We start from the raw sequence: 18,275 nt of genomic DNA, 5'->3' as shown, positions 1-18,275 counted from the left end.
TCGCAAATACATAAACAGGATTTCCCGGCGATGCAATCACTACAACGTAAAGTTCTGCGCACCATCTGTCCCGATCAAAAAGGGCTGATCGCACGAATTACCAACATTTGCTACAAACATGAATTGAATATCGTGCAGAACAACGAGTTCGTTGATCACCGTACCGGCCGCTTCTTTATGCGTACCGAGCTGGAAGGCATTTTCAACGACAACACGCTGCTGGCCGATCTGGATAGCGCTCTGCCGGAAGGTTCCGTACGCGAACTGACGCCAGCAGGCCGTCGTCGCATTGTCATTCTTGTGACAAAAGAGGCGCACTGCCTGGGCGACCTGCTGATGAAAGCGAATTACGGCGGGCTGGATGTCGAAATCGCCGCCGTTATCGGTAACCACGAGACGCTTCGCACGCTGGTTGAGCGTTTTGATATTCCGTTTGAGCTGGTAAGTCATGAAGGCCATACGCGCGAAGAGCACGATGACCTGATGGCGCAGGCGATTGAAGCGCATAACCCGGACTACGTTGTGCTGGCGAAATACATGCGCGTACTGACCCCCTCCTTCGTGTCGCGTTTCCCGAACAAGATTATCAACATCCACCATTCATTCCTGCCGGCCTTTATTGGTGCGCGCCCTTATCATCAGGCGTATGAGCGCGGCGTGAAAATCATCGGTGCGACCGCGCACTACGTGAATGACAATCTGGATGAAGGCCCCATCATTATGCAGGACGTGATTCATGTGGATCACACCTATACAGCAGAAGACATGATGCGTGCCGGACGTGACGTAGAGAAGAACGTGTTAAGCCGTGCGCTGTATCAGGTTCTGGGGCAGCGTGTGTTCGTTTACGGCAACAGAACGATCATTCTTTAATCGACAGTGAAATGAATTGGTTAGCTTTACAGCTTTGCGTGTAAAAATCAGGCAACCAGTTTATTTTTATTGTGGTAAAGCTTTACAGGGGCGTGTCATTTGATATGATGCGCCCCGCTTCCAGCAGGAAGCAGGCCAGTAAATGCATTACCCCGTGGTGGGGTTCCCGAGCGGCCAAAGGGAGCAGACTGTAAATCTGCCGTCATCGACTTCGAAGGTTCGAATCCTTCCCCCACCACCATCGCTTCCATATCGTTGTGAATCACTCCTTAGCTATAATTGCAAACTACATCGGCGGCAATCGACGCGCTACCGGTGAACTCTTCACAATCGATGTATTACACTGCGCATGATCTGCCAGCCCATCCAGTAACGCATCGAGCTGTTCTATTGAATGCACCACCAGCCTGATCACAAAGCAATCTTCCCCAGTCACCTTGTCACTCTCAATACACTCCGGCATCGCCTGAATGTATTTATCCACCTTGTGTAATAATCCCGGCAACGGACGAACCCGAACCAGCGCCTGTAACGTGTACCCCAACGCCGCCAGGTTCACGCGCGCACCGTAACCCTGAATCACGCCCCGTTCCTCAAGCCTTTTAAGGCGCTCCGCCGTGCTGGGCGACGTCAGCCCAATTCGCCCGCTAAGCACCTTCAGCGACATGCGCGCATCCTCTACCAGACAGGCCAGGATTTGTCGGTCGATATCATCGATAAGGTATTCCATCGGTTTCACCTAATTTTAAAAAGCTATTAGCGTAATCAACCTTATATCACCCCTGTAAAACACGATAGCCATTTCCGACAATAACATCACTAATCAGGAGGTGGATGATGCGCGATTTACAGAAAGGCGTCTGGCAAATGTGCCTGGCGATGTTAATTTCAGGTTCAATTGGTGTTTTTGTTTTGCTCTCAGGCCTGCCGGTGACGGACGTGGTGTTCTGGCGCTGCCTGATTGGTGCTATCGCGCTGTTTATCTTCATTCGGATAAGCAAAAAACCCTTTAGCCCACTGACCCGAGCCACGCTGATGCTGGCCATTCTTGGCGGTGTGGCGTTAGTGGTGAACTGGCTATTGCTCTTTGCCGCCTATGAACGAATTTCAATTGGGCTTTCTACCGTGGTGTATAACACCCAACCGTTTATGCTGGTGATGATGGGGATGTTTTTAGGCGAACGCGTTAGCCTTGTTAAGTGGGGATGGCTACTCCTGGCGTTTGGCGGCGTGATTATTCTGCTGTCCCGGGAGCTTACCGGCGAGCATGACGGCGCGTGGCTCACGGGGGTTGGTCTGGCGCTGGGGGCAGCCTTCTTCTACGCGCTGACGGCAATGATCGCCCGTAAACTCACATCCATCGCCCCGCAGCATATCGCCTTTATTCAGGTGCTGACGGGGGTAGTGATGCTGCTACCGCTGGCGCATTTGCCCGCATTATCGGGTGATTTCCCGTGGACGATTTTGCTGACGCTCGGCATCGTTCACACCGGGATCATGTATCAGCTCCTGTACAGCGCCATCCAGAAGCTCCCTACTCCCATTACCGGCTCGCTGTCATTTATTTATCCGGTTGTCGCGATCCTTGTCGATCACCTGGCGTTTGGGCACTCGCTAAACCTTACGCAACTGGCGGGCGGCGCGTTGATTCTGTTTGCTGCCGCGGGGAATAACCTGGGCTGGGGCGAAAAAAAACCCCGCGAGTGCGGGGTTGGTATTAAATCGGCGAATTAGCGGCGAGCGCGCACAATCTGGTATTTGCGCGTCAGGTATTCCACCGGCGCGCTCCAGATATGCACCAGGCGGGAGAATGGGAACAACACAAACAGGGTCATCCCCAACACCAGGTGCACGCGGAAGATAAACGCCACGCCGTCCAGATGCGCAGAGGCACCGCCGTGGAAGGTCACCACCGACTGCGCCCAGCCGACCAGTTTCATCATTTCGCTGCCATCCATATGCTGAGCAGAGAATGGAATGGTTAGCAGGCCCAGCGCACACTGCACCATCAGCAACGTGAGGATCAGAATGTCTGCACCTGTCGTCGTCGCCCGAACGCGCGGGCTGAACAGGCGACGTTTCAGCAGCAACAGTCCACCCACCAGACACATCACGCCGCTGGCGCCGCCGGCAAACATGGCCATCTTCTGCTTCACCTCGATGGGCAGCCAGGCTTCATACATCCAGTGCGGCGTCAGCATACCGAGGAAGTGCCCGGCAAAAATTCCGAGGATCCCGATATGGAACAGGTTGGAGGCCAGATTCATCCCTTTGCGATCCAGCATCTGGCTAGAGGCTGCACGCCAGGTGTACTGCCCATAGTCATAACGAAGCCAGCTTCCCACCAGGAACACGGTGCCCGCGATATACGGGTAGATGTCAAAGAAGAACATGTTAAGGAAGTGCATTATTGCTGTCCTCCGTTAGAGATATTCAAATATTGCGGGGCAATCGCTCCGGCGAAACGGCGCTTATGCGCAGAGATTTCTGACTCACCGCAGTTCTGATCGGCAAAGAATTTAACCTGCTCTTCTTCCCAAACCGCATCCAGCGCCTGCGGGGTATCATCACGCGCTTCATCCGCGATTTTCTGCGCCACTTTTTCGCTATCCACGGCGGCGTTTGCCAGCTTCACCAGCAGGTCGAAGAGAACCGCATAGACACTTTCGCGCTGCTGAAGACGGGCGCTGAGTAACGCCAGAATAGGTGCGATGTCCTGCAAACCACCCAACGCTTCATCTTTAGGAAGCTGCGCCAGGTACTCCAGGTACAGCGGCAGATGGTCCGGCAGTTCGCGGCTGTCGAGCTGCAGGCCGTGCTGTTCGTACTGGGCCATCAGGTCAACCATCGCCTGGCCACGGTCGCGGGATTCACCGTGCACGTGTTCGAACAGCAGCAGCGAGGTGGCGCGACCGCGGTCAAACAGCTGGCTGTAGTCCGACTGTGCGTCCAGAAGATCGCGCGCTAACAGGTCACGCAGGAAAACGCCCAGCTTATGGGCATCCTCTTTATCCAGGTTTTCAGATGACGCGAGTGCATCAAAGAGTTCCTGTTGATGCTGCGCAAGCGCAGCATCAGGGTACTCGAGCAGACGCGAAACAATGACGAGTTCAATCATTGGTGCGGCTCCGTTTTGCTGGTCACATCCATGGCATCTATGCGACGGCTGTTGAACAGGTTGAATTTGGTGTCAGACCCATGGCAACCATCACCAAAGGTAAAGCCACACCCGCTTTTTTCCGGGAAGGCTTCACGCGCCTGCTCGCGGTGGCTACTTGGCACCACGAAACGATCTTCGTAGTTCGCAATCGCCAGATAACGGTACATTTCCTGCGCCTGCGCGTCGGTGAGACCGACCTCTTCCAGTGCACGGGTATCAATAATGCCGTCAACGGTTTCGGCACGTTTGAAATGACGCATTGCCAGCATACGTTTCAGCGCCAGCAGGACCGGCTGGGTATCGCCTGCGGTCAGCAGGTTGGCAAGATACTGAACCGGGATACGCAGGCTTTCCACGTCAGGCAGGATGCCGTTGCTACCCAGTTCACCCGCGTCTGCAGCAGACTGAATCGGTGACAGAGGCGGCACATACCAGACCATTGGCAGCGTGCGGTATTCAGGGTGCAGCGGCAGAGCCAGCTTCCAGTCCATCGCCATTTTGTACACCGGCGACTGTTGCGCCGCGTCGATCACGCTCTGCGGTACGCCGTCTTTCAGCGCCTGCTCAATCACTTTCGGATCGTTCGGATCGAGGAACACGTCCAGTTGACGCTGATACAGATCTTTCTCGTTCTCAGTGCTCGCCGCGGTTTCAATTGCATCCGCGTCATACAGCAGCACGCCGAGGTAACGAATACGGCCCACGCAGCTTTCTGAACAGACGGTTGGCATCCCGGCTTCGATGCGCGGATAGCAGAAAATGCACTTCTCTGACTTACCGCTCTTCCAGTTAAAATAGATTTTTTTGTACGGGCAACCGGTGATACACATGCGCCAGCCGCGGCACTTGTCCTGGTCGATCAGTACGATGCCGTCTTCTTCACGCTTGTAGATGGCACCGCTCGGGCACGTCGCCACACATGCCGGGTTAAGGCAGTGCTCGCACAGGCGCGGCAGATACATCATGAAGGTGTTTTCGAACTGGCCGTACATTGCCTTCTGCATGTTCTCGAAGTTTTTGTCTTTCGACAGCTTCTCAAACTCACCGCCCAGGTCATCTTCCCAGTTCGGCCCTTTTTCAATCTTCGCCATACGCTGACCGGTGATCAGCGAACGAGGGCGCGCAATAGGCTGGTGTTTACCCTCCGGCGCGTTGTGCAGGTTCTGGTAATCGAAATCAAACGGCTCGTAGTAATCGTCAATGCCCGGCAGATGCGGGTTAGCAAAGATTTTCCCCAGCAGCATGGCGCGGTTACCCATGCGCGGCTGGATTTTGCCGTTGATCTTGCGGATCCAGCCGCCCTTGTATTTCTCCTGGTCTTCCCAGTTGGTCGGGAAACCGGTACCTGGCTTGGTTTCAACGTTGTTGAACCACGCGTACTCTGTCCCTTCACGGCTGGTCCAGACGTTTTTACAGGTGACTGAGCAGGTATGACAGCCGATGCATTTATCCAGATTCAGCACCATGCCGACTTGTGAACGAATTTTCATTTTACGCTCTCCTGTACCTGGTCATTACCTTCGCCATCTAACCAGTTAATATTCTTCATCTTACGTACCACCACGAACTCATCGCGGTTAGAACCCACCGTGCCGTAATAGTTAAAGCCGTACGCCAGCTGCGCATAGCCACCAATCATATGGGTTGGCTTCGGCGTAATACGGGTCACCGAGTTATGGATACCGCCGCGTTGTTCGGTGATTTCCGATCCCGGAATGTTCACGATACGTTCCTGGGCGTGGTACATCATGGTCATCCCCGCAGGCACGCGCTGGCTCACCACCGCACGGGCTGTTAAGGAACCGTTGCTGTTGAACACTTCGATCCAGTCGTTATCCACAATCCCCAGATCTTTGGCATCTGCTTCGCTCATCCACACAATCGGGCCGCCTCGTCCCAGCGTCAGCATCAACAGGTTGTCGCTGTAGGTCGAGTGGATCCCCCACTTCTGGTGAGGCGTCAGGAAGTTCAGCGCTTTCTCAGGGTTACCGTTGGATTTCTCGCCCATCACCTCTTTCACCGAACGGGTATCGATAGGTGGACGGTACACAAGCAGGCTTTCACCGAAATCGCGCATCCACTGGTGATCCTGATACAGAGACTGACGCCCGGTCAGCGTACGCCATGGGATCAGCTCGTGAACGTTGGTGTAACCGGCGTTATAGGAGACATGCTCATCTTCAAGGCCAGACCAGGTCGGGCTGGAGATAATTTTGCGCGGCTGCGCCTGAATGTCGCGGAAGCGAATTTTTTCGTCTTCTTTGTTCAGCGCCAGATGCTTATGGTCGCGGCCGGTAAATTCGCTCAGTGCTTCCCAGGCTTTCACTGCCACCTGACCGTTGGTTTCCGGCGCCAGAGTCAGGATCATCTCTGCCGCATCAATGGCCGTGTTCAGCATTGGCTGGCCTTTCGCCGGGCCATCCGCTTTGGTGTAATTGAGCTTACGCAGCAGATCCATCTCGCTCTGTGTATTCCAGGCGATCCCTTTTCCGCCGTTACCGATTTTCTCCATCAGCGGGCCGATAGAGGTGAAACGCTCGTAGGTCGCTGGGTAATCACGTTCAACTGGAATAATGTGCGGGGCCGTAACGCCTGGGATCAGGTCGCACTCGCCTTTTTTCCAGTCCTTCACGTCCAGCGGCTGCGCCAGCTCGGCGGCGGAGTCATGCTGGATAGGCAGCGTGACGATGTCCGTCTCTTTGCCCAGGTGACCCACGCAGACTTCGGAGAATTTTTCGGCGATGCCTTTGTAGATCTCCCAATCGCTTTTCGACTCCCATGCCGGATCCACGGCAGCAGACAGCGGATGAATAAACGGATGCATATCCGAGGTATTCATGTCGTCTTTTTCATACCAGGTCGCGGTTGGCAGGACGATATCGGAGTACAGGCAGGTACTGGACAGGCGGAAGTCCAGGGTCACTACCAGGTCGAGCTTGCCGTCAAGGCCGTTATCTTTCCACTCCACCTCTTCAGGCTTCACACCGCCCTGCTTACCGAGATCTTTGCCCTGAATACCATGGTCAGTACCGAGCAGATATTTCAGCATGAACTCGTGGCCTTTACCGGAGGAACCGAGCAGGTTAGAACGCCAGATAAACAGGTTGCGCGGATGGTTCTTACCGTTTTCAGGCTGTTCGGCCGCGAAACGGATAGATCCTTCTTTCAGGGATTTAACGGTGTAATCCACCGGCGACATTCCTGCTTTCTTCGCCTCTTCCGCAATGCGCAGCGGGTTGGTACCCAGCTGTGGCGCAGACGGCAGCCAGCCCATGCGTTCTGCACGGACGTTGAAGTCGATCAGGTGGCCACTGTAGCGGGATTTATCCGCCATCGGTGACAGCAGTTCCTGAGCGGTCACCGTCTCATAGCGCCACTGGCTGGAGTGGTTATAGAAGTAGGAGGTGCTGTTCATGTGACGTGCCGGACGCTGCCAGTCAAGGGCAAACGCCAGCGGCTGCCAGCCGGTCTGAGGACGCAGTTTTTCCTGGCCCACATAGTGCGCCCAGCCGCCACCGCTCTGCCCCACACAGCCGCAGAAGATCAGCATGTTGATCAGGCCACGATAGTTCATATCGAGGTGATACCAGTGGTTCAGACCCGCGCCGACGATAATCATCGAACGACCGTGGGTTTTATCGGCGTTTTCCGCAAACTCACGGGCGATACGGGTAATCTGCGTGGCAGGCACGCCCGTGATTTGCTCAGCCCAGGCCGGGGTATACGCTTTTACCTCGTCATAGCTGGTTGCGCAATTTTCATCATTCAGACCGCGTTCCAGACCGTAGTTGGCCATGGTCAGATCGTAAACGGTGGTTACCAGCGCCGTCGAACCGTCCGCCAGCTGCAGGCGTTTCACCGGCAGCTTGTGCATTAAAACGTTTTGCAGTTCAACCTTGTTGACGTGCTCGGTGCCTTCGCCGCCAAAGTACGGGAAGCCGACGTCCGCGATCTCATCCTGGCTGCCAAGCATGCTCAGACGCAGATCCGTTTCCGCCCCGGAGGTGCCGTCACGCTGTTCAAGGTTCCATTTACCCTTCTCGCCCCAGCGGAAGCCAATAGAGCCATTCGGTGCGATCAATTCGCCATTGCTGTTACAGGCAACGGTTTTCCATTCAGGGTTATTTTCCTGGCCCAGCGCATCCACCAGATCGGCGGCGCGCAGCATACGGCCCGCGGCATAGTAGCCGCCACGCTCTTCAAGCATGACCAGCATTGGGAAGTCGGTATAGCGACGTACGTAGTCAGTGAAGTACTGGCTAGGCTTATCGAGGTGGAATTCACGCAGCATAACGTGACCCATCGCCAGCGCCATTGCCGCATCGGTACCCTGCTTCGGTGCCAACCACAGATCGCACAGCTTAGCGATTTCCGCGTAGTCAGGCGTGATGGCAACCGTTTTGGTGCCTTTGTAACGCACTTCGGTAAAGAAGTGGGCATCAGGCGTACGGGTCTGCGGTACGTTTGACCCCCACGCAAGAATATAGCTGGAGTTATACCAGTCAGCGGATTCCGGCACGTCGGTCTGCTCGCCCCAGGTCTGCGGAGACGCAGGCGGCAGGTCACAGTACCAGTCGTAGAAGCTGAGGCAGGTCCCCCCAATCAGGGAAAGGTAACGCGCGCCGGAAGCATAGGACACCATCGACATCGCCGGAATTGGCGAGAAGCCCGCCACGCGGTCGGGACCGTAAGTTTTGACGGTGTAGACGTTAGAGGCGGCAATCAGCTCGTTGACTTCTTTCCAGGAGGAGCGGACAAACCCGCCGCGACCGCGAGCCTGCTTGAAGCTTTTGGCCTTGTCGGCGTCTTCGATGATGGAAGCCCAGGCATCAACGGGATCGCTGTGCTGCACTTTGGCTTCACGCCACATTTTCATCAGGCGTTTACGCATCAGAGGGTATTTCAGACGGTTTGCGCTGTAGAGATACCAGGAGTAGCTCGCGCCACGCGGGCAGCCGCGCGGTTCATGGTTTGGCAGATCCGGGCGCGTACGCGGATAATCGGTCTGCTGCACTTCCCAGGTCACCAGACCGTTTTTAACGAAAATCTTCCAGCTACACGAACCCGTGCAGTTTACGCCATGGGTAGAACGGACAACTTTGTCATGCTGCCAGCGCTGACGGTAACCGTCTTCCCAGTCCCGGTTGGTCTCCAGAACCTGGCCGTGCCCATCGGCAAAAGTCTCACCCTTCTGTTTGAAGTAGCGAAACCGGTCCAAAAATTTGCTCATCGGGTATCTCCTGTATGGAGCCTGTGGCTCTCTAAATCGACATTGCTGATTTGCAGCGAAGGTAACGCTATGAAAGAAGGTGAGAATTGATAACGATCAAGGCGGGCGGGGTCTCACGAGGGAGGTATTAACCCCACTACCACCAAAGCGGTATAAATGTGAATTTTTTATATTACTGATATATATAGTAAATTTTTATTTATCATACGAACGTGGCGGCGTTTTTTAACATCTAAGGTATTAAGGAGTAGGGCTTCCTGCAATGCGATGGCGATCGCAGTGTTACCCGTGGCGGCGATGGGGGAGAACCAGTAAGTATGTTGTAACTAATAGGGATATAAAAAAAACGCGGCACTGAGGCCGCGCAAACGGATAATCAAACTTACTTATTTTTCTTAGTATTACGGCCATATACCAGCCACGTAATGACCACGCAGGCGATATAGAACACGAGGAACACTTTCATTGCCCCTGCCGGAGAGCCGGTCAGGTCGAGGGAGATACCGAACGCTTTCGGGATAAAGAAGCCGCCGATAGCGCCAATCGCAGAGATAAAGCCCAGCGCCGCAGCCGTATCGGTTGCCGCTTCGCGCATCGCCTGCTCCTCGCTGCCACCCTGCGCCTTCACGCGGTCCATGGTCAGCTTACGGAAGATGACCGAGATCATCTGGAACGTGGAGGCGCTCCCCAGCCCGGCCGTCAGGAACAGCACCATAAACACGCCGAAGAAGGCGATGAAATTACCGCCCTGCCCCTCGGCTGGCAGCGTCAGGAACAGCAGCGCGCAGAAGACAGCCATCACCACGAAGTTCACCAGCGTCACGCGCGTCCCGCCGAGGCGGTCCGAAATCATGCCGCCCACGGAACGTGCCAATGCGCCAATAAACGGACCAAAGAAGGCAAAGTGCAGGATCTGGATGTCCGGGAACTGGGTTTTCGACAGCATGGCGAAGCCGGCAGAAAAGCCGATGAATGAGCCAAAGGTCGCCAGATACAGCAGCGCCATTACCCACAGGTGTCCGCGTTTCAGAACTGGCAGCTGCTCGCTAAGCGAGGCCTTTGATGCCGACAGATCGTTCATAAAGAACCAGGATGCCAGGGTGAAGATCACCAGGAAAGGCACCCAAATCCACGCCGCGTTTTGCAGGAACAGATAAGAGCCATCCGCCTGTTCAACACCGCCGCCGCCAAACGCCGCAAAGATAGAGACCGAGATCGCCAGCGGAGCAATCAACTGCATCACGCTCACGCCCATGTTGCCCAGGCCACCGTTGATGCCCAGCGCGCCACCCTGCTTCGCTTTCGGGAAGAAGAAGCTGATATTTGCCATGCTGGAGGCAAAGTTAGCCCCTGCAAAACCGCACAGCAGAGAGATAATCACGAATACGCTAAACGGCGTAGAGGTATCCTGCACGGCAAAACCGAGCCATACGCAAGGTACGATCATGATACCGGTACTGAATGCCGTCCAGCGACGACCACCAAACACCGGCACCATAAAGGCGTAAGGCACACGCAAAAGCGCTCCCGATAAAGACGGCAGCGCTGTCAACATAAACAGCTGGTCCGTGGTAAAGCTAAAACCGACTTTGGGCAGGTTAACCGCCACGGCACTGAACAACATCCATACGCAAAACGCTAACAGCAAACAGGGAACGGAAATCCACAGGTTACGACTTGCAACGCGATGGCCTCGTTGTTGCCAGAAAGCCGGATCTTCCGGACGCCATTCTGTAATAACGGAACCACGTTCCCTTTCGGGAGTGGATGAGTGACTCATAGACACCTCTGATTCTTGAAAGATGCTGCAAACATTAGGGTTTTAGGGCGGCGGTAAGTTGATATAAATCAAAGGAAAAGTAGGTGGTTTTGCGGCGTGAAAAAAGCCCTCACTCTTAGTGAGTAGACATAAGGGGTAAAAAAGGTGTGGTTTTTCACGGTGCTGAAGCTTACCTGAACCTCCCTCCCCCTTGCTCTTACCCCACTGGCAATTTAGAGGTAATCCTTTATTGGTATGGGTATACTCCAGGGTATGCACGAGAATAGCGCCATTCCTGCAAGCAGGCCACGTCAGGAGCCCGGCAACCCTATGTTGAAAAGATGTTTATCTCCATTAACGCTGGTTAGCCAGCTAGCCCTTATTGTTATGCTGTCCACCGCGATCGGTGTGACCGGCATGGCTATTTCTGGATGGCTGGTACAGGGCGTACAGGGTAATGCTCATGCCATCAACGAGGCAGGCTCGCTACGTATGCAGAGTTATCGTCTACTGGCGTCGGTTCCGTTAACGCAGGAAGACCAGCCGCTTATTGACGATATGGAACGTACCGCGTTCAGCCCCGAGCTGGAAAGAGCCGCGACCCGCGACGGACAAGAGTATCAGCTGAAATCGTTGCAAAATTACTGGCACACGCAGCTGAAGCCGGGATTACGGCAGGCACAGCAGGCCGAAACGGTCGCGCAGGACGTTGCCGGCTTCGTTTCCCGCATTGATGCGCTGGTCTCCTCGTTCGATCACACCACCGAGTTACGTATTGACCGCGTGGTGATGGTTCACCGGGTGATGGCGCTGTTTATGGGCCTGCTGCTGATTTTCACCATCATCTGGCTACGCGCAAGATTGTTGAACCCGTGGAAACAGCTGCTGGCGATGGCCCGCGCCGTTGCGAACAGAGATTTTACCCAGCGCGCCCACATCAGCGGCCGTAACGAAATGGCCATGCTGGGTCAGGCGCTCAATACCATGTCCGAAGAGCTGTCCGAAAGCTATGCGGTACTGGAAAAACGGGTCCAGGAAAAAACGGCCGGCCTTGAGCAAAAAAACGAAATTCTTTCGTTCCTGTGGCAGGCGAATCGCCGCCTTCATATGCAGGTGCCCTTGTGTGAACGCCTCTCGCCGGTGCTCAACGGCCTGCAAAATCTGACGTTGCTGCATGATCTCGAGCTGCGGGTATATGACGTCGAAGATGAAGAAAATCATCAGGAATTCACCTGCCAGTCGGATATGTCCTGCGATGACAAAGGCTGTCACCTTTGCCCGCGCGGCTTACCGCCGCTCGCCACCAGCGGAACCACGCTTAAATGGCGGCTGACGGATAGCCATACCCAGTACGGTATTCTGCTGGCCACGCTGCCCGCCGGGCGCCATCTCAGCCACGACCAGCAGCAGCTGGTGGATACGCTGGTGGAACAGCTGACCGCGACGCTGGCACTCGACAGGCATCAGGAAAAGCAGCAGCAGCTGATTGTTATGGAAGAGCGCGCGACCATCGCCCGCGAACTTCATGACTCTATCGCCCAGTCCCTCTCCTGTATGAAAATGCAGGTGAGCTGTCTGCAGATGCAGGACGCGGCAATGCCGGATAGCAATAAGCAGCTGCTGAGCCAGATCCGCAACGAGCTGAATACCTCCTGGGTGCAGCTTCGCGAGCTGCTGACCACCTTCCGCCTGCAGCTGACCGAGCCGGGTCTGCGTCCTGCACTTGAATCCAGCTGCAACGAATTTAGCGCCCGGCTGGGCTTTCCGGTGAGGCTGGACTACCAGCTGCCGCCGCGCTTTGTCCCCTCGCACCAGGCCATTCATTTACTGCAGATCGCCCGCGAAGCCCTGAGCAACGTGCTCAAGCACGCTGGCGCGACGGCGGTGACGGTCACCGTCAGCCAGCACCAGAATCAGGTGAAGCTCAAGGTTCAGGACGACGGCTGCGGCGTACCGGAAAATGCAGAACGCACTAACCACTACGGTTTAATTATCATGCGAGACCGCGCGCAAAGCCTGCGCGGGGATTGCCAGGTTCGACGGCGAGAGGCAGGTGGCACGGAAGTTGAGGTCACCTTCATACCCGAAAAACCGCTAACAACTGTTCAAGGAGAAAACCATGACTAATCAGGAACCGGCATCAATCCTGTTGATCGATGACCATCCGATGCTGCGCACGGGCGTAAAACAGCTGGTCAGTATGGCACCAGATATTACCGTTGTTGGCGAAGCCAGCAACGGCGAGCAGGGTATTGAGCTTGCCGAAGCCCTCGATCCTGATTTGATCTTACTCGATCTGAACATGCCCGGCATGAACGGTCTGGAAACGCTCGACAAATTGCGTGAAAAATCGCTCTCTGGCCGCGTGGTGGTCTTTAGCGTCTCGAATCATGAAGAGGATGTGGTCACGGCGCTGAAACGCGGCGCGGACGGCTATCTGCTGAAAGACATGGAGCCAGAGGATCTGCTCAAGGCGCTGCAACAGGCGGCCGCAGGCGAGATGGTGCTGAGCGAGGCATTAACGCCCGTACTGGCCGCCAGCCTGCGTGCAAACCGCGCCACCTCCGATCGTGACGTCAGCCAGCTTACCCCGCGCGAGCGCGATATCCTGAAGCTGATTGCCCAGGGCCTGCCAAACAAAATGATTGCCCGCCGCCTGGACATCACCGAAAGCACGGTCAAAGTCCATGTGAAGCATATGCTCAAGAAAATGAAGTTAAAATCCCGCGTCGAAGCCGCCGTATGGGTTCACCAGGAACGCATTTTCTGACGTTATTCATCCGGCAGCAGCTTCCAGCGTGGATCGTCGTTGGGTAGCGCGACCAGCGGTTGCACCACAGCGAGTGCGATCTCATTGGAAGAGACGCGCTGCCCGTCTTCATCTTCTACCACCACCGACAGATGCCAGCGGTTGCTCGCCCCCTCGCGATCGTCCCAGGCCGGCATAATCACGCTCCAGCCGTCCCCACTGGCGCTGTTTGCGGGCGACGTCAGGCTCAGCGCCTGCGTATCCCCCTGCCAGTGCAGCTGACGAATACCGTGCGTGCTGCGTATTTGCAGCTTCAGCATCACGGTTTCGCCCCCTTTCAGATCCCACGGCGGCGTCGCTAGATAGACCGATAGCGTTTTACGCTGACGGAACTCCATGACCGGCAGGCTCTCCCGCTCTGGCGAAGCATAGCGACTGCCGCGCAGGGATCGCGCCGCGGCCACTTCGCTGGAGGAAAGCTGTTTGACCAGCGGTACGCCAAAGCGATAGTTCAGCTTCAGCCCAAGGTTATTCTGGCTCACCCCACTCTCGCCCTGCTTATGGGCGGCCGTCAGGGTGACCAGCGGAACAGGGGTATAGTTGAGACCCAGATTGACCGCCATCGGGTTGTGATAGCCGGTGCCGCTGTTAAACAGGTCAACGTTGTCGCCAAAATACTGTTCGAAGCTGACGCTGGTGTTCAGGTGATGAAACCAGGGTAGCCAGGCTTTGGCGGTAATATCATACCCGCGCGCCATGCGCTGCGCCTGAACGTCCGAGCCGTCGCGCCATCCCGCGAAGGGTTGATAGTAGTTGGCCGACAGCCGCAGATTCTCGCCCCAGGCTTCCGCGCCCAGCCCCGCGCGCTGCAGGTTTTCATCCAGCAGGTTGTCGTAAAACGTGTTGTATCCCAGAAGCCACCTCCCGGCGATCCAGCGCTGCCCAACGCCAGCATTACTCACCAGCCCGTCAGCTTGTTGCGTCAGCCCTAGCTGGCTCCAGCTCAGATAGCGATTGTTATCGTTCCAGGGGAGAAACCAGCTTCCGCTGCTGCCGTTGAATTTCCCGTCGTCATCCACCAGCAAGTTCACGCTGGCATTCCCCCAGGGCGAAAGCCAGGACTCAATCGTGTCGTTAACTTCCCCGCTCACCACATCACGCACCTGACCAAAGGCGAACTGGCGCGCCTGCTCGCCGGTGGTCAGGCCGTTATCGGTCATACTGGCTTCGCCAAAGGCTTTTGCCATCTCCGCAAGGTGTTTTTCGCTTTGTGACGCTGGCTGCGCCAGGCCAAGATCCGGCAGACCGTCACCGTTGTTATCAAACGGATTTTGCGCCTGATGCATAAAAGAATTGGGCGCAGCGTAAACGGCTCCGGTCGTAAAAAGGGAGAGTAAAAACAGCGAGCGAAGAGGGAATGAGGCAATCATTAACGTCGTAAGAAATACCCGGTGCTTACGTGATAAGACTGGGTACCTTAACGTTATTCATCGCCTTTTGCAGCCCTAACGGGAATTTTCCGGAATAAACTGAATGTCGGTCAGCAAGCAGTACCGGGGCACCAGCTCTTACCCTGCATCAAACGGTAAAGTTAAACAAAACGACCCGCTATTTGCGGATCGTCAATGCTGTCGTTGAGCTGAGCGGCAATACTCAGCGAGGCCTGACGCATCAATCATGCACGCTGGCCCCCTTCGGCTGCCGCAGGCAAACTGCCCGCCATCAGCGTCATGCTTACTCTCCCGGATCGTCATTCTCGGGATAACAAAGCAATATTCGTGCTTTTTAAATAACAGGAGTCAACATGCAGAACATCGTGATCGTCGCCAACGGTGCGGCTTACGGCAGCGAGTCCCTCTTTAATAGCCTGCGCCTGGCGATTGCCCTGCGGGATAAAGACAGCGAGCTCGTGTTACGCCTCTTTTTAATGTCGGACGCGGTCACCGCCGGGTTGAAGGGACAAAAACCCGCAGAGGGGTATAACATTCAGCAAATGCTGGAGATCCTGACGGCGCAGAATGTGCCGGTCAAACTGTGCAAGACCTGCACTGACGGGCGCGGCATTACCGGGCTACCGCTGATTGACGGCGTAGAAATTGGTACGCTCGTGGAATTGGCCGACTGGACTCTGACCGCCGATAAAGTATTAACTTTTTAATAATAAACTCGTAAAAATATTATTTTCTTATGGAAGCGGTTTCAGCATCAAGTTTACCTGCGAGCTTGCCGATAGGCATGGAAACAACACAGCAGGGTTTTCACTTATGTTCAGATCCATTCGCGCACGTATCATTGCCGCGACGACAGGCTGTCTGGTCGTCGCCCTTCTTCTTAACACCGTGATCAACTTCCAGGTCACCCGCAAGGATAATCAGCAGTCGCAGCGCGATATTCTCACCAGCACCAGCGCCAGTCATAACATGGCGATTGCCGACTGGGTTAACAGCAAAATGAGTGTTATCGCCTCTGCGCAAACCGTTGCGCTGAGTGATGACCCGGTTCCCGTGTTTAAACAGCTCGCCCTGGCCGGTGGATTCACTAACGTCTACGTTGGCTATGCCAGCAAAACGGCGAAATTCTCCGATCCGGAAGGCGTTCCTGCAGATTACGATCCCACTGTTCGCCCCTGGTATCAGCAGGTGATGAATACCGATGGCCCGGTAGTGACCGCGCCCTACGTTGATGCAGGCACCGCGAAGCTGGTGGTGACCTTTGCCGTCCCCGTAAAAGAGAATGGCACGCTGAAAGCGGTGGTTGCAGGCGATGTGGCCATGGACAGCGTAGTGGCTAACGTACGAGGTATCCATCCGACACCTGAAAGCAGCGGCCTGCTGGTTGACAGCGAGGGGAGCGTCATTGCGGCAAACGATCCGGCGTTAACCCTGAAGCCGCTTGCCGAGGTGCTCAAGGGGACAGACTTTGCGGCGCTGAAAAGCGGAAACCCCGTTGACGGAACCTTCAACGGGGTCAAAAAAACCTTCATTGCCACCGCGGTGCCGGGTACGCACTGGATGTTGATCGTCGCGCTCGATAAAAACGATGCCACCTCCGGCATGCGCGCCCTCCTGAAGGCCTCGGCGCTTTCGCTGATCGTACTGGCCCTGCTGAGCGGCGCGATTGTGCACTTCCTGATAGCCCGCCTGTTGAGACGCTTGTCGGAAATCCGTGACGCGATGCATAACATAGCCAACGGCACCAACGATCTGTCGCAACGTCTGCCGGACAGCGGAGATGATGAAGTCGCGCAAATCGCCCAGGCGTTTAACGCCTTCAGCGATAAGCTTTCGGTTGTGATGGTGCAGCTGCGCGACGCAAGCGCCTCGGTGAAAAATGCCGCGCAGGAAATTGCAGCCGGGAACCAGGACCTTTCCGGGCGTACCGAGCAGGCGGCCTCCAGCCTGCGCGAAACGGCCAGCGCCGTGGAAGAGATCACCGCGTCAGTCACGCAGTCGAATGCCTCTGCGGCAGAAGCCAACGATCAGGCAAGCAAAGCCTCTGCCGCAGCCTCACGCGGCGGTGAGGTGGTCTCGCAAGCCATCAGCACCATGCAGTCTATCGAAGTGGCTTCAGCGAAGATTGGCGATATCACCAGCGTGATAGATGGTATTGCTTTCCAGACCAATATCCTGGCGCTCAACGCCTCGGTAGAAGCGGCACGCGCCGGGGAACAGGGCCGTGGGTTTGCGGTGGTGGCGGGTGAAGTGCGTAATCTGGCCAGCCGCAGCGCTCAGGCAGCCAAAGAGATCAAAACGCTGATCGATTCCACAACCAACAGCGTGGCAACCGGGTCACGCTACGTTCATCTGGCCGGAGAGAGCATGGATGAGATCCGCTCCAGCATCGGTAGCGTGTCGGGCATCATGCGCGAAATCTCCATTGCCACCAGCGAGCAGATGAAGGGTATCCACGAGATTAACCATGCCGTGACCCATCTCGACAGGATGGTGCAGCAGAACGCCGAGCTGGTGGTGCAATCCGCCGCCGCAGCGGGTGCGCTGCAAAGTCAGGCGGGCGACCTTGCTGAAACCGCAGGGCATTTCCGCATTTAATCTTATGCTGGCGCGCGACAGCAGGCAAAACGCGCGCCAGCTGAAAGGTTTCAGGAATTTTGTCATTTTTGTTTAAACGTTATGCCATTTTTTGATCAAAATCATCATCCCTTACCCTCCCCTTTGGTGTTATGCCATGAGTAATTTGTGAACAATATCACGCTCGGGATGGGCAAAATCGACGGGGTAAAAAATGGCACGGGTTAAAACAAGTTTGAAACTGTTTGGCGGGGATACTGTGGTGGTGCGCTGCTCAGAGCGCTGCCGCATTCATCTGATGAGTTCAAAAGCACAAAAGCAGTCGCAGGCAGATATTCTGACCGTGCAGGATGATAAGGCATGGATTACCGTGCCTTATACCGGCACATGGGATGTTCTGATTGATAGCCACAGCCAGTCGCTGGAGCATTCAGTCAGCTACGTTGCCGCATAAATAATAGCGCCCGGTCAGCCGG

The 18,275-nt window shown here is 55.6% G+C and carries 14 protein-coding genes and 1 tRNA gene; 8 read left to right on the top strand and 7 right to left on the bottom strand.

Features of this window, described 5'->3' with window-relative positions:
* Nucleotides 1–30 precede the first annotated feature (30 nt).
* Together purU and V5P19_RS04215 are read left to right on the top strand one after the other, a co-directional pair.
* Nucleotides 31–873, top strand: a complete 843-nt coding sequence (gene purU / locus V5P19_RS04220) for a formyltetrahydrofolate deformylase (protein ID WP_334400416.1) — start codon at nucleotides 31–33, stop codon at nucleotides 871–873.
* Between the two features lie 156 nt (nucleotides 874–1,029).
* A tRNA-Tyr gene (locus V5P19_RS04215) sits at nucleotides 1,030–1,114 on the top strand.
* Between the two features lie 45 nt (nucleotides 1,115–1,159).
* Here V5P19_RS04215 and V5P19_RS04210 read toward each other — a convergent pair.
* Complete coding sequence (locus V5P19_RS04210) at nucleotides 1,160–1,603, bottom strand: Lrp/AsnC family transcriptional regulator (protein ID WP_334400414.1); 444 nt, start codon at nucleotides 1,601–1,603, stop codon at nucleotides 1,160–1,162.
* A 107-nt stretch (nucleotides 1,604–1,710) separates the two neighbouring features.
* Here V5P19_RS04210 and V5P19_RS04205 point away from each other — a divergent pair, with 107 nt between their 5' ends.
* Nucleotides 1,711–2,607, top strand: coding sequence for a DMT family transporter (locus V5P19_RS04205; RefSeq protein ID WP_334401142.1), 897 nt, complete (start codon nucleotides 1,711–1,713; stop codon nucleotides 2,605–2,607).
* On the opposite strand, the gene narI is transcribed toward V5P19_RS04205, so the two are convergent.
* The 5 genes from narI to V5P19_RS04180 all read right to left on the bottom strand — a co-directional run bounded on the left by narI (nucleotide 2,604) and on the right by V5P19_RS04180 (nucleotide 11,043).
* On the bottom strand, nucleotides 2,604–3,281 hold the full coding sequence (gene narI, locus V5P19_RS04200; RefSeq protein ID WP_334400413.1) for a respiratory nitrate reductase subunit gamma: 678 nt from the start codon (nucleotides 3,279–3,281) through the stop codon (nucleotides 2,604–2,606). The two genes, V5P19_RS04205 and narI, sit on opposite strands and share 4 nt — an antisense overlap.
* Entirely contained in the window at nucleotides 3,281–3,991 is a 711-nt protein-coding gene (narJ, locus tag V5P19_RS04195; RefSeq protein WP_334400411.1) for a nitrate reductase molybdenum cofactor assembly chaperone, read from the bottom strand. Before narJ ends, narI begins: the two co-directional genes overlap by 1 nt.
* The gene (narH, locus tag V5P19_RS04190) at nucleotides 3,988–5,523 is read right to left on the bottom strand and encodes a nitrate reductase subunit beta (protein ID WP_334400409.1); all 1,536 of its coding nucleotides are present in this window, start codon (nucleotides 5,521–5,523) and stop codon (nucleotides 3,988–3,990) included. The genes narJ and narH overlap by 4 nt, the downstream gene beginning before the upstream one ends.
* On the bottom strand, nucleotides 5,520–9,263 hold the full coding sequence (locus V5P19_RS04185) for a nitrate reductase subunit alpha (RefSeq protein WP_334400407.1): 3,744 nt from the start codon (nucleotides 9,261–9,263) through the stop codon (nucleotides 5,520–5,522). Before V5P19_RS04185 ends, narH begins: the two co-directional genes overlap by 4 nt.
* Before the next feature lie 382 nt (nucleotides 9,264–9,645).
* Nucleotides 9,646–11,043 (bottom strand): NarK family nitrate/nitrite MFS transporter, encoded by a 1,398-nt coding sequence (locus tag V5P19_RS04180; protein WP_334400405.1) that lies wholly within the window; start codon nucleotides 11,041–11,043, stop codon nucleotides 9,646–9,648.
* A gap of 309 nt (nucleotides 11,044–11,352) precedes the next feature.
* On the opposite strand from V5P19_RS04180, the gene narX reads away from it, so the two are divergent.
* Nucleotides 11,353–13,149, top strand: coding sequence for a nitrate/nitrite two-component system sensor histidine kinase NarX (gene narX, locus V5P19_RS04175; protein ID WP_334400403.1), 1,797 nt, complete (start codon nucleotides 11,353–11,355; stop codon nucleotides 13,147–13,149).
* Nucleotides 13,142–13,792 (top strand): two-component system response regulator NarL, encoded by a 651-nt coding sequence (narL, locus tag V5P19_RS04170; protein WP_028018756.1) that lies wholly within the window; start codon nucleotides 13,142–13,144, stop codon nucleotides 13,790–13,792. Before narX ends, narL begins: the two co-directional genes overlap by 8 nt.
* A 2-nt stretch (nucleotides 13,793–13,794) precedes the next feature.
* Here the strand turns inward: narL and V5P19_RS04165 are convergent, their stop codons facing one another.
* On the bottom strand, nucleotides 13,795–15,201 hold the full coding sequence (locus V5P19_RS04165; RefSeq protein ID WP_334400400.1) for a YchO/YchP family invasin: 1,407 nt from the start codon (nucleotides 15,199–15,201) through the stop codon (nucleotides 13,795–13,797).
* A gap of 374 nt (nucleotides 15,202–15,575) precedes the next feature.
* Between V5P19_RS04165 and V5P19_RS04160 the strand changes: the two genes are divergently transcribed.
* From V5P19_RS04160 to V5P19_RS04150, 3 genes are all read left to right on the top strand, one after another.
* A complete protein-coding gene (locus V5P19_RS04160; protein WP_334400398.1) occupies nucleotides 15,576–15,929 on the top strand; it encodes a DsrE/DsrF/TusD sulfur relay family protein in 354 nt (117 codons plus the stop codon).
* A 106-nt stretch (nucleotides 15,930–16,035) separates the two neighbouring features.
* A complete protein-coding gene (locus V5P19_RS04155; protein WP_334400396.1) occupies nucleotides 16,036–17,820 on the top strand; it encodes a methyl-accepting chemotaxis protein in 1,785 nt (594 codons plus the stop codon).
* 193 nt (nucleotides 17,821–18,013) lie between these two features.
* A complete protein-coding gene (locus V5P19_RS04150; protein WP_334400394.1) occupies nucleotides 18,014–18,253 on the top strand; it encodes a hypothetical protein in 240 nt (79 codons plus the stop codon).
* The last annotated feature ends 22 nt before the right edge of the window (nucleotides 18,254–18,275 follow it).

The organism is Enterobacter sp. UNJFSC 003 (genome assembly GCF_036903355.1).
Classification (GTDB): Bacteria; Pseudomonadota; Gammaproteobacteria; order Enterobacterales; family Enterobacteriaceae; genus Enterobacter.
Note: the sequence above shows the minus strand (reverse complement) of the source record. Positions and strands in the feature narration are given on the sequence as shown.

Excerpts from the sequence above, each read along its gene's own strand:
- V5P19_RS04160 (WP_334400398.1), top strand. The coding sequence starts at position 15,576 with ATGCAGAACATCGTGATCGTCGCCAACGGTGCGGCTTACGGCAGCGAG.
- narL (WP_028018756.1), top strand. The coding sequence starts at position 13,142 with ATGACTAATCAGGAACCGGCATCAATCCTGTTGATCGATGACCATCCG.
- V5P19_RS04155 (WP_334400396.1), top strand. The coding sequence starts at position 16,036 with ATGTTCAGATCCATTCGCGCACGTATCATTGCCGCGACGACAGGCTGT.
- V5P19_RS04210 (WP_334400414.1), bottom strand. The coding sequence starts at position 1,603 with ATGGAATACCTTATCGATGATATCGACCGACAAATCCTGGCCTGTCTG.
- V5P19_RS04150 (WP_334400394.1), top strand. The coding sequence starts at position 18,014 with ATGGCACGGGTTAAAACAAGTTTGAAACTGTTTGGCGGGGATACTGTG.
- V5P19_RS04165 (WP_334400400.1), bottom strand. The coding sequence starts at position 15,201 with ATGATTGCCTCATTCCCTCTTCGCTCGCTGTTTTTACTCTCCCTTTTT.
- V5P19_RS04180 (WP_334400405.1), bottom strand. The coding sequence starts at position 11,043 with ATGAGTCACTCATCCACTCCCGAAAGGGAACGTGGTTCCGTTATTACA.
- narH (WP_334400409.1), bottom strand. The coding sequence starts at position 5,523 with ATGAAAATTCGTTCACAAGTCGGCATGGTGCTGAATCTGGATAAATGC.
- narX (WP_334400403.1), top strand. The coding sequence starts at position 11,353 with ATGTTGAAAAGATGTTTATCTCCATTAACGCTGGTTAGCCAGCTAGCC.
- V5P19_RS04185 (WP_334400407.1), bottom strand. The coding sequence starts at position 9,263 with ATGAGCAAATTTTTGGACCGGTTTCGCTACTTCAAACAGAAGGGTGAG.
- purU (WP_334400416.1), top strand. The coding sequence starts at position 31 with ATGCAATCACTACAACGTAAAGTTCTGCGCACCATCTGTCCCGATCAA.
- narI (WP_334400413.1), bottom strand. The coding sequence starts at position 3,281 with ATGCACTTCCTTAACATGTTCTTCTTTGACATCTACCCGTATATCGCG.
- narJ (WP_334400411.1), bottom strand. The coding sequence starts at position 3,991 with ATGATTGAACTCGTCATTGTTTCGCGTCTGCTCGAGTACCCTGATGCT.
- V5P19_RS04205 (WP_334401142.1), top strand. The coding sequence starts at position 1,711 with ATGCGCGATTTACAGAAAGGCGTCTGGCAAATGTGCCTGGCGATGTTA.